Annotated in this window: 7 protein-coding genes; 3 read left to right on the forward strand and 4 right to left on the reverse strand. The window is 64.7% G+C overall.

Annotated features, from left to right (window positions below; translation table 11 throughout):
* The 4 genes from VKF82_06585 to VKF82_06600 form a co-directional block, all read right to left on the reverse strand.
* The coding region (locus VKF82_06585; GenBank protein HME81727.1) for a hypothetical protein at positions 1-626 on the reverse strand (626 nt) is incomplete at its 3' end.
* Positions 616-2,235: an NAD(P)/FAD-dependent oxidoreductase gene (locus tag VKF82_06590; GenBank protein HME81728.1), complete on the reverse strand. Its 1,620-nt coding sequence runs from the start codon at positions 2,233-2,235 to the stop codon at positions 616-618. The genes VKF82_06590 and VKF82_06585, both read right to left, overlap by 11 nt.
* A 13-nt stretch (positions 2,236-2,248) precedes the next feature.
* Positions 2,249-5,740 (reverse strand): TonB-dependent receptor, encoded by a 3,492-nt coding sequence (locus VKF82_06595; GenBank protein HME81729.1) that lies wholly within the window; start codon positions 5,738-5,740, stop codon positions 2,249-2,251.
* Between the two features lie 66 nt (positions 5,741-5,806).
* The gene (locus VKF82_06600) at positions 5,807-7,495 is read right to left on the reverse strand and encodes a PucR family transcriptional regulator ligand-binding domain-containing protein (GenBank protein ID HME81730.1); all 1,689 of its coding nucleotides are present in this window, start codon (positions 7,493-7,495) and stop codon (positions 5,807-5,809) included.
* 71 nt (positions 7,496-7,566) lie between these two features.
* On the opposite strand from VKF82_06600, the gene gabT reads away from it, so the two are divergent.
* The 3 genes from gabT to VKF82_06615 form a co-directional block, all read left to right on the forward strand.
* A complete protein-coding gene (gene gabT / locus VKF82_06605; protein HME81731.1) occupies positions 7,567-8,850 on the forward strand; it encodes a 4-aminobutyrate--2-oxoglutarate transaminase in 1,284 nt (427 codons plus the stop codon).
* On the forward strand, positions 8,851-10,284 hold the full coding sequence (locus tag VKF82_06610; GenBank protein ID HME81732.1) for a putrescine aminotransferase: 1,434 nt from the start codon (positions 8,851-8,853) through the stop codon (positions 10,282-10,284). It abuts the gene before it with no gap.
* 40 nt (positions 10,285-10,324) lie between these two features.
* On the forward strand, positions 10,325-11,637 hold a 1,313-nt coding region (locus VKF82_06615), incomplete at its 3' end, for an aldehyde dehydrogenase family protein (GenBank protein HME81733.1).

An 11,637-nucleotide genomic window follows, 5' to 3' on the forward strand; every position in this document is an offset into this window, starting at 1 on the left:
TGGCCGATGGTCGCCGGCGTGACGCCCGCCAGCACCAGCTGCGGCGTGTCCACCAAGGTGCCGCGCTTGAAGAAGTACACGAACGACAGCGTCATGATGAGCGCGATCGACGCAAACTCGATCCAGAGCATGAGCTGCGTCGACAGCTTCACGTCGCGGTACGCGATGTACCAGGCGCCGACTGCCGCAAGCACCATCGCCCCGACCGTGAGCACGCTGTCGAACTTCGAGCCGACGAATTCGTGCGCGACGACGGTGACGTAGTTCGCACAGCCCGCCAGCACGGACCCGCCGATGATGAGATACGCGATCACCATCGACCAGCCGGAGATCACGCCCCAGGTCGGGCCGAGCCCCTGCGCGACAAAGGTGTAGAGCGAGCCCGGCGAGACCGAGCGGCGCGCGAATTGGTTGACGTTGAGCGCGACCAGCAGCAAGATCGCCGTCGCCAAGACGTATGCCAGCCACGAGCCGTTGCCGGTGATCCCGAAGATGAGGGAGACGACCAGCGCCGGGGTCGCAGACGGCGCGATATTGGCGACCGATTGCGCGGCGATGTGCCAGAAACCGAGGATGTCGCGGCGCAGCCCCGCTCCGCCGGCGGTCGCTTCGGCTTCAAACGGCATGGGCAACGCCCTTGACGTCGGCGGTGATCTCGTGCGCTACGGACTCGCCGGTCTCGACCGCTCCGTTCATGAAGCCGCCGAACGCGAGCGAGCACTGCTCGCCGCAGAAGTGCACGTTGCCCTGGCGCACGGGTTCGATGCCGACGAACGTCGTGCAATTGCCGATGCCCCAATACGAATACGAGCCGTGATGCCAGCGATCTTTGGTCCAATTGTCGAGAAATGCTTTGCCGTTCCACAGCTTTCCGATTCCGGGGTAGACCGGCTCGAGCTGCCCGAGAAAGCGGTTCACGTACTGGGTTGACGCGGGCCCGAACGACGGCGCATCGAACGACGCGCCGAGGCGGCCGCCGGTGTAGTCCACGAGCACGCCGGCCGTGCCCGCCTGTGCGCGCGTGTCTTCCCACGTCTGCTGATATCCGGTGTCCGAATACGTCGCGGCGTTGGAGCCCTGCGCGAACCATAGACGTTCCTTGAACTGGACGTGCAATTTCGTGCTCGTGCCCATCGGCAGCTGGTTGATGGCGGCCATCTTCACCTTGGAGAAGCCGGCCTGCGAAAGATCGCACTGGCGCAGGGTTGTGAACGGTAGCGCCAAGACGACGTGGTCGAACGCGGCGTCAAAGGTGTGCTGGGAGGTGGAGAACGTGCACGCGTACGTGCCGTCGGAGCGCCGCCGCAGCGCCTGCAGGCGCGTGTTCAGATTGATCGACTGAGCCGGCAATGCGCGCGCCATACGCGCGACGATCTGATCGTTGCCTTCGTGCACGCGATAGCGCTCATCGGTGCCGACGAGGTAAAAGCCGCCCTTGGGATTATAGCTGGGCATGTATGCGAGCATGTAGATCAGCTCGAGCGAGCTCTGTTCGCTCGATTCGCCGCCGTTCTCGGTGGTGGTGTCGATGTCGAGCAACCAGCCGATCTTGGACCCGAGGCCGCCCGGCACGTTGTGCTCGATCCACTGGCGCGCTGACATGTGGTCCAGCTCATAGCCCGCCTGCGTGTGGTGATCGTAGCGCGTGTCGCCCGCCGCCGCGTTGGCTTGTTCGAGTTTGGGGAAGACCGTCGCGTAGTCGCGCAGCATCTCCGCGATGGGATAGCGCCGGCCCTTCACCCAGTAGACGTCCCCGCTGTCGTGCTGTTTGGCATCCCACGCCCGCAGGTCGTCTAACGCGAGGCCGAGCTCGGCCGAAAGGCGCCGGATCGCCACGTGCTCGCTCGAGATGAACTCGCCGCCGTTCTCAGCGGTCTGCCCCTCGTCGAAGAAACCGCGCAGGGTCCAGGTCCGGCCGCCGAGCCCGCCGCCCGCTTCATAGATCGTGCTGGCGATGCCGGCCTGTTTAAGACGATAGGCGCACGTCACGCCCGCGAGTCCACCACCGACGATCGCGATACGTGGCCCATTCGCTGCGAGCAGGCTTTCGGTCGAATGAATTCGACCGCTCCATATGACGGGCACGAGCGCCGCGCAGGCCGTCTGCTCGATGAAGCGGCGGCGCGCGAACGTCTGGCGCTCGAAGACCTCATCGGCCGGCACGCCGGTCTGACGTGCCTGCCGGTATGCGGCGTGGATCCGGCGCAGCAGGCCGGTGAGCTCGGTGCGCGCCACAGATCGCCGCGCCTTACAGCTTGAAGTTGACCTGGAGCACCGCTTGGATGGGTAACTTCTGGCCTTCCTGGCCGATTTCGATGTTGTTGTACCAGTTGCCGTACGGATACGCCAGCTGCACGGGCGGGTTGGCCACAAAGTTGCCGGCCGGCGCGAGCAGGTTAGACGCCAACTGCGCGTACATGCACGTCGAGCCGTTATCCCAGGGCTGATGATGCTGATAGCACTGGTCGACCAGGTTCGCAAACGTGAGCGTCGTGGTCACGTGGGGATTGATGTCGTAGCCCAGCGACAAGCCCATCGTCAGCCGCTGCGGCTGCGCGAACGCGCCGAGGTTGTCGAAGCGGCCGGTGTATTTGTCCGGGATGAACATGTAGTTCGAGCAGGTCTGCGTATTCGCGGTGTTGCCGCTCGACGTTCCGGTGCACGTCGTCGGGTCGTAGCCGGGCCAGATCAACGGCGATCCGTACTTGCCTTGCGTGCTATACGTGAAACTGGGCGTCACCGTGAACGGTCCGTGCTTGTAATTGATGACGAGCGACGACTCGAATGGCGTCGCAAAGCCGATCGCGTTGTTGAACGGCGCCGGGATCTGGTCGTAGGTCGTGTACGAGCCGTTGCGATCGAAGAGCGGTTGCATGGGCTGACTGAAGTACGGATTGGCGATGGAGCCCGGGGCGCACGTATCGTCCGGCGTGGTGCTGCCGGCCAGGAAGCACGGATGGGCAAGCGCGTTGCCGCTCAGACCGCACGGGCCCGTCAGGCTGGACGTCGCCGTCGCGCAGGCCGACGTGTACGAGTTGTAGTTCTGGACGTACTCGTTGAGCAGGTCGACGATATTGCGGCCGTTCGGGAAATTGCCGTACTTGATCGTGCTGTTCGTGTAGGTGGCCGAAAGCAGCAGCGCGATGCCGTTGCTGGCGAAGTTGCCCTTGGTGAAGGTGAATTCGACGCCCTGCGAACGCTGCTGGCCGACGTTGAGCCCGTCGACGACGCCCTGCGCGTTGAGCGACAGGTACTGGATCTGGTTCTGGGTGTTGCGCAAGAAGGGCGTGACTTTGAACGACATGTCCGTGTGCGGGATGTGCTGTTCGATCGAGATGTCGTAGTTGTTGGCGATGTCGGCGTGCGTCTCGTGGAACGGCGAGTTATAACCGAAGGACAGGAACGAGCCGATGAAGCTGGGCAGGTTCTGCTGGACCGTGTTGAACTCCAGATAGGACGTCGGAGCCGGCCGCGAGTAGCGGCCGTACGAACCGCGGATGACCGTGTCGGGCGTCAACGCCTGCGTGAAGGCGATGCGCGGTTCCCACACGACGTCGGTGACTTTGCCGCCGGCGTAGTTCTGCAGGTTGACGGGTGACGTGTTCGCCGGACACGGCATCGGCAGCCCGGTCACTGGATCGATGCCGGTCTGCTGCAGGCCCAGGCCAGGACCGACGCCCGGCCCGAAGCAAAACTCGCGATTGTAGGCTTGGAACCAGAACGCACGCGCCGGATAGCCGTTCTCGAGATTCTGCAGCGTGTACGTGTAGCTCTCCAAACGCAGGCCGAGGCTGATCGTCGTCTTGTCGCCTGGGCGCCATTGATCGCTCAGCGACGCAGAGGTGAAGTCCGGGCGCACGTTGTCGACTTGTGCGTTTTGGCCGTTCTCGGTGATGAGCCACTGGGCGCCGTTGTTAGCGGCTGGCGTGAGTGCCGGCGGCATGGCAGGCGTAAGATTGTAGGTGCATGGCGGCAGCGTGATCGCTCCCGTGCATGCGGTGCCGCGCGACGTCGAGCCGGACGTCGTATCGAAGCATGTCGAGTATGCCCCTGTGGCGCCGTCATAGCAATTGCCGCCCGCATCCACCAAGTTGGTCATGAACCCGTCGGTGAATCCCATCGAGTACGTCTGCAGCTTGCCGGTGAAATACGAGACCGTCGCGTTGAGCAGATGCTTGTCGCTCATCTGGCGCGAGAAGATCGCCGTGCCCTGCCAGTTGTGTCCGATGACTTCATAGTCCGGCAGCTGATCGCCGTAGGTCAGATTCGCGCTGATCGGCCCGGTGATGAACCACCAATTGTAGTTCGAGGCGCCGTAGACGCGCAAATAGGTCTGCGCGTTGAAATTCTTCTGATACTGGAGCTTGAACAGCGCCATGCCGTTTTGCGAGCCCTCGCGCTCGCTCTGCGGTATCGCCGCGAGCGGCATGCGGTCGGTCCCCGTGTTGGGGAAGAGCATGGTCTCGACGTTCGATGTATTCGGCGGCTGATAGATCGAGCCGTTATAGACGGGGATGTCGAGATACGTCATGGGGCTCGAGCCGTACACGTCGATCAGCGTCGACGGCACGTTCAGGCCGAGATCGTTCTGCGAGCTGTAGAAGTTCTGCAAGATGTTGCTATAAATGTAGAGCGCTTGGATATCGTCTTTGCCCGAATCGTACTTGTGGGGCAGTCCGAAGTGGAAGTTGCCGATCGCTTCCTGGTCAGTGTTGGTCGCCTGCGCATACGTCACGCCCGGCGCGAAGATCGCCGTGCCGTTGCCGTCGTACACCGTGCCGTTGAGTGGTGAGCCGATCGACAGCGGGAAGAAGAAGAGCGGATTGCTGACGCCGTTGTTCTGGTCGCCGTAGCGGAACGACTGCGCCGAGTTGGCGAAGCCGACGTAGTAGCTGAAAAGGCGGTTGGGAGAGGCGCCGCCGATCTCTTCCACTGACCGGTTGTACAACGCGGGCGAGCCGATGCCGAACGAAAGATTGGCAAACCCCGGATAGGTGCCGGTGCGGATGACCTGATTTATGTACCCTGAGAGTCCGGACGCTTCAGCCGAGGCGGGTGTGCCGCCCGTATACACTTGCACTTCGGCTTGGCCGAGGTTGGACAGCGTCGAGACGGGCGCGCTGTCGGACACGCGCATGACGGGAATCCCGTCGAGCTCGTAGGCGACCTGGTCGTTGTCGCCGCCGCGGATGTACACGTTTTGATACCAGCCCTGCTGGCCTTGCTGGTACACGACGCCGGGCGCGCTGGAGATCGCGCCGTATGCCTGGTTCAAACCGCCCGAACCGGCAAGCGCCTGCGTCGCTTTCTGGCCGGCGGAGTTGATCGAGAAGACGTTGCTGGTCGTGCCGGGGCGGACGAGCGACGTGCTGCCGGTCGCGACGACCGCTCCGAGCGATCTGACCGAGCGCTGCAAGGCGATGGTGACCGTACGCGTCTGGTCCGAGATCACGGTGACGCCCGGAACGCTCTGCGCGCTGTAGCCCTCTTTCGAAGCGGTCACGGTGTACGTGTCCGGCGCGAGCGAGATAAAGCTGAAGTGCCCGTTCGCGTCCGTCTTCGTCGACGCGTTCTGCGAGGGCGACGTGACGGTCACCGCTGCATCGGCGACCGGGCCGCTATTGGTCGCGTCGACCGCCCTCCCGGTGATGCCGCCGGTCGTGCCGGCCAGCGACGGCTCCGCGAACGCGAAAAGACAAGCGGCCGCTAGCGACGCGACCGCAATCCTATACAACGACATGCGACAACTCCTGACAGAACGTCAAGCAGCTCTTGTTAAGAGTGTACTAAGAAACAAAGCCTCCGACTATGTCCGGATGCCACAATTTTCCTTCTCGTCTTTGGCGAGGAACTCCAAAACGCGAACGGCGAGCTGCAATCGGAAGCGAACGTCCGGATCTTCAAGATCGAGCTTGGTGGCTTCGACCGCGCGGGTGAGGCGATAGCGCAGCGTGTTGGGATGGATGCCCAACGTCTCGGCCGTCTCCTTGAAGTTGAAACCGGATGCGGCGAGCGTGAGCAGCGCCTTGGTGAGCGCCTCGCCGCCGCGGCGCGCCTTGAGCGCGCCGAAAAGGTCCTCGATGAACGCGGTGCGCGCGCCGGGATCGCCCATCAGCACGCGCGGCACGAGGGCGTCCTCGTACGTCCTCACGCGCGCGCCGTTTTGGTAGTTGAGCAGCGACTGCGCCTCGCGGTAGCTGCGCCGCGCGCCCTGGGTTCCGGCGTACGCCCTGCCGATGAACACCGTCACGCCATCGTCGCTCAGTCCGGCGACGATGTCGTGCGTCTCGACGTCTTCGGGCAGCAAGAACGCGACGCGGTTGAGCTGTGCGGTCAGTTGCGGCCGCGCGCCCGTGGCCGCGAGGCGGCTGCGCAGCTGCTCCGCGACCCGCTCGCGCCGTAGAAATGCCTCGCGGCTCAGCGGCAGCGGCTCAGGGATGACGGCGATGCCGACGCGATGCCGGCCGCGCGGATCGAACCCGAGCAGGCGCGCGCGCTCGATCGCCTGGGGATCGTCCTCGGCGCCCTCGAGCAACGACAGAAACGAAGCGTAGCCGAGGCGCGCCTCGGTGCCCGCCAATTCGCGCTGATGGGCGATGTGCAGCGCGGCGACGAGTGCCGCCTGCTCGGCGGCGCGGTTGTCGAGCTCCGACAGGCTCGAGTCGCCTTCGATGATCCAGACCAGCCCGACGAGTTCGGAGCCGATGCGGATCGGACACACGACGCGCGGGCTGGCCAAGCCGACCTCGGGCATCGCCTCGATGCGCAACGGGCCCGAGCTTGCTCGCACCTGCGCGAGCAGCCCCTTGGCTTCCATCGCGTCGATCATCGAGGCTGGGCTGTGCTCTGCCCGCACCGTCTCGCGGCGCACCGCATCCTCGTCACCGCCGGCTTCGTAGAACGCGAGCAGTTTGCCATCGGGATCTTCGAACGTGACGGAGCGCCAGATGAGCTCGCCGAGCGTGCGCGCCAGGTCGCGCAAGTTGGAGCCGCGCGTCGCGGCGAGCGTCAGCTCGCGGTGGATCTCTTCGGAGCGCTCGATGACGCGGTACTGCTCCGCCAGGATCGCGCGGTGCAATTCCTCGGTGATCTGCGCGAACGGGACCTCGAACGGGATCTCGAGCAGCGGCAACCCGAGTCGATCGGCCTCTTCCTTGGCGGCCGGCGTGAAATGGTCGAGATAACGCGGCACCGCCAGCGCCATCGCTGCAAGCCCCGCGCCGGTGAGGGATCGGATCTGCGCGCGCTGGTCGTGCTCGGACTTCGGCCATGCGAATCCGGTGGTCAGCAAGAACTGGCCGGGCCGGACCCACGGGGCCGGGTCGGGCATGTCGATCACGTGGGCCCAGCGGACCTCGCGCTCGAGGCCTTGGGAACCCGCCACGACCTTGGCTTCACGCAGCGACTCAGTCGCTAACGCATCGTGTACGTTCAATGTGCCGCCGGTACTAAGACAGAGCGATATTTTGTGCTTTGGGCACGTGGCTTTCGGCACTCGGACATTGATACACTACAAGCAGAGCATTCAGATAGCCATATTTCGGGACAGGAAAGGACGCTGAGAACGTGGCCATCGCAACGTCACGGACAGCCTCGCTTCTCGAGTTGCGTGCATCCGAGGTCGCGCGCGGCGTCGGCAACGCCCATCCGATCTTCATCGAACGCGGCTTGGGCGCGTCGCTGTGGGATGTCGACGGCAAGCAGTATATCGATTTCGTCGGCGGGATCGGCGTCCTCAACGTCGGCCACAGCCATCCGCGGATCACCGCCGCCATCCGCGCCCAGCTCGAACGGTTCAGCCACACCTGCTTTCAAGTGGCGATGTACGATTCGTACGTCGAGCTGGCGCGCCGGCTCAATCGCCTGGCACCCGGCCCCAGCCGCAAGAAGACGCTGTTGCTGAGCACCGGCGCCGAGGCGACAGAGAACGCGGTCAAGATCGCGCGTGAGTTCACCGGCCGGCCGGCCGTGATCGCATTCCAGCACGGCTATCATGGACGCACGCTGCTCGCGCTTTCGATGACCGGCAAGAACGAGCCGTACAAACAGCATTTCGGGCCGTTCTGCAGCGAGATCTACCACGCGCCGTACCCGTACGAATATCAAGGATGGACGACGCAGCGCGCTCTGGCGGCGCTGCAGGACGTCTTCGAATCGGACGTCGCCCCGGATCGCGTCGCGGCGATCATCCTCGAGCCGATCTTGGGCGAGGGTGGCTTCGTGCCGGCACCCGTCGAATTCTTGCGGGCGCTGCGCGAGATCGCGACGCGCCACGGCATCGTGCTCATCTGCGACGAGATTCAAACCGGCTTCGGACGCACGGGCGCGATGTTCGATATCGAGCATGCCGGCATCGAAGCCGATCTGCTGTGCGTCGCCAAGAGCGTCGCCGCCGGACTGCCGCTCGCGGCGGTGATCGGGCGCGCGGAGATCATGGATGCGCCCGCGCCCGGCGGTTTGGGCGGCACGTACGCCGGCAATCCGCTCGCGTGCGCCGCGGCGCTGGCGGTGCTCGACGTGTTCGAGGAAGAGCATCTGGTCGAGCGGGCGGCCCGCATCGGCGACAACGTGCAAGCCGCGATGCTCGATCTCAAACGCCGCTATCCCGAGCGCATCGGCGACGTGCGCGGGCGCGGCGCGATGATGGCGATGGAGTTCAAGCACTCGTCCGGCGCGGAGCCGCCGACCAAACAGATCATCGCGGCGGCGCGCGAGCGCGGCTTGCTGATGCTCTCAGCGGGCGCCAAGGGCTGCGTCCTGCGCGTGCTCGTGCCGCTCGTGATCAGCGATGCGGATCTCGCAGAGGGGCTGAAGAGGATGGCGGCGGCGTGCGACGCCGTCTTGAGATGAATGGAGCGGTCGAACCGGACTGAATGGAGCGGTCGAATTTATTCGACCGGAGGAGACGACAAAATCGTAAAACAGAACGTCGCGGAAGCGAACGCCTATGCCAAGAAAGTCCTGGCGCTGATCGACAAAGAGGAGATCACGCCGGCCGACGCCGCCTGGATCACGGAGGAGACGGTCGAAGGTTTCCGCGATCACGTCAATCCGGGATTTCTCGAATATCGCAAGGCGACGACGGTCGAACACGCGCTCGCGGCTGTCGAATGGTCGGATGCGGGCTTGAACGCCTACCGCGACGTCAACGGGCGCGAGTACATCGACTGCCTCGGCGGTTTTGGCATCTTCAACGTCGGCCACCGCAATCCACGAGTCGTCAAAGCGGTCGCCAATCAGCTGCGCCGCCAGCCGCTGCACAGCCAGGACCTGCTCGATCCGCTGCGCGCCATGCTCGCGAAGACGCTGGCGCTGCTCACGCCGGGCGAGCTTGAATACGCGTTCTTCTGCAACAGCGGCACCGAAGCCATCGAAGCGGCGCTCAAGCTCGCGCGCGCATACGATCCGGCGAAGCAGACGATCATCGGCGCCACCAAAGGATTCCACGGCAAGAGCTATGGCGCGCTCTCGGCCAGCGCCAAAGGCGAATTCAGGCGCCCGTTCGGCGCGATGCTGCCGAACATCGAACACGTGCCGTTCAACGATCTGGTGGAGCTGCGCCGCCGCATGCACACCTTGAAGATGGTGGGCGAGGAGGTCGGCGCGGTCATCTTAGAGCCCATCCAAGGCGAGGGCGGCGTCAACATCCCGGATGACGATTATCTGCCGGGCGTGCGGGCATTGTGCGACGAGTACGGCGCGCTGTTGATCCTCGACGAAGTGCAGACCGGGATGGGGCGCACCGGCACGATGTTCTGCTGCGAGCAGTACGGCGTCGCGCCCGATCTGCTGTGCTTGGCCAAGGCGTTCGGCGGCGGCGTCGTGCCCGCGGGCGCGGTCGTCGGCACGAAGGCCGTGTTCTCGCGCCTGTTCAACAACCCGTTCCTGCACACCACCACCTTCGGCGGCAACCCGCTGGCGTGCGCGGCCGCGCTTGCGACCATCACGGTGCTCATCGACGAGAAGCTGCCCGAGCGCGCCGCGCGCATGGGCGCGCGCATGCTCGCCGGGATGAAGAAGGGCGCGGCCGGCCACGAGAGCATCGTGCTCGACGTCCGGGGCCGCGGGCTGCTCATGGCGCTGGAATTCGCGAGCAATCAACTGGGCTTCGCGTTCGGCAAAGAGATGCTGGCGCGCGGCGTGCTCGTGGCGGGAACGCTGGTGAACGCGCTGGTGGTGCGGGTCGAACCGCCCCTGACCATCACCGAGGAACAAGCGGATTACGTCTGCAAGGCGCTGGCCGAATCGCTCGAGGCGGTCGAGCGGGCCGCGGTACCAGCCTAGCGGCTGCGCTTCGAACCGGATAATAATAAGGAAGAGTACGATGCTCGCAGTGTCTGAAGACCTTCTCAAGAATCTCAAAACCAAGGACGGCGTCTGTCTGATGTACGTCAACGGCGCCTGGGTCGGCGCCTCGGATGGCGGCGTGCGCGAGCTCGTCAATCCCAGCGACGGGGAAATCGTGGCGCGAGTCGCCGAGGGCACCGTGCAGGATGCGCAGGCGGCGATCGCCGCGGCGCGCGACGCGTTCGACAGCGGCCCGTGGCGCGACACTGCGGCGCTGGATCGCGCGAAGCTGCTGTTCAAACTTGCGGATACGATCGAAGAGCACGCGGCGGAGCTTTCGCGCATGGAGACGCTCAACAACGGCAAGCCGTTGCGCGAGACCGAATACGACGTGACCGATGCCGCCAATTGCTTCCGTTACTACGGCGGACTGGCGACCAAACCGCAGGGCCAGACGTTCGACGTCCCCGCGGCCTCGCAGACGATGGTGGTCCGCGAGCCGATCGGCGTGTGCGGGCAGATCATCCCGTGGAACTATCCGTTGCTCATGGCCGCATGGAAGCTCGCGCCGGCCCTGGCCGCGGGCAACACGTGCGTGCTCAAGCCGTCCGAACTGACGCCGCTCACAGTCTTGCGCCTGGCGACGTTCATCGCCGCGCTCGGGTTCCCGAAGGGTGTTGTGAACATCGTTCTGGGCTCGGGGCCGATCGTCGGCGCGGCGATCGCGGAGAGCCCGGACGTCGACAAGATCGCATTCACCGGCGGCACCAAGACGGGCCGCTCGATCATGCAAGCCGCCACCGGCAACCTGAAGAAGATCTCGCTCGAGCTCGGCGGTAAGTCGCCCAACATCGTGTTCGCAGACGCCGACTTCGACACCGCAGTCGACTACGCGCTGTTCGGGATATTCGCCAATGCCGGGCAGGTATGTTCGGCGGGTTCGCGCCTTCTGGTCGAAGACTCGATCCACGACAAGTTCGTCAAGCGGCTGGTGGAACGCGCGCGCCAGATCTCGATCGGCGACGGCTTTGATCCGAAGACCGAGATGGGTCCGCTCATCAGCCGCGCGCACACCGAGAAAGTCGAATCGTACATCAAGACCGGCATCGAGGAGGGCGCCAAGCTCGAGACCGGCGGCAAGCATCTGTCCGGCGATCTGGGCCGCAAGGGCAACTTCATCGAGCCGACGATCTTCACGAACACCAAGCCCGACATGCGTATCGTCAAAGAAGAGATCTTCGGCCCCGTGCTCGTGGTGCAGCGCTTCAAAGACGAAGCCGAAGCGGTCAAGCTCGCCAACGACACCGTCTACGGGTTGGCCGGCGCGGTCTTCACCAACGACATCGCAAA

The sequence above is a fragment of the Candidatus Eremiobacteraceae bacterium genome (assembly GCA_035314825.1).
In the GTDB taxonomy this organism is placed as follows: Bacteria; Vulcanimicrobiota; Vulcanimicrobiia; order Eremiobacterales; family Eremiobacteraceae; genus JAFAHD01.

Bases quoted from the DNA above. Each gene is read 5' to 3' on its own strand.
- VKF82_06595 (HME81729.1), bottom strand. From the start codon at position 5,740: ATGTCGTTGTATAGGATTGCGGTCGCGTCGCTAGCGGCCGCTTGTCTT.
- VKF82_06610 (HME81732.1), top strand. From the start codon at position 8,851: ATGGAGCGGTCGAACCGGACTGAATGGAGCGGTCGAATTTATTCGACC.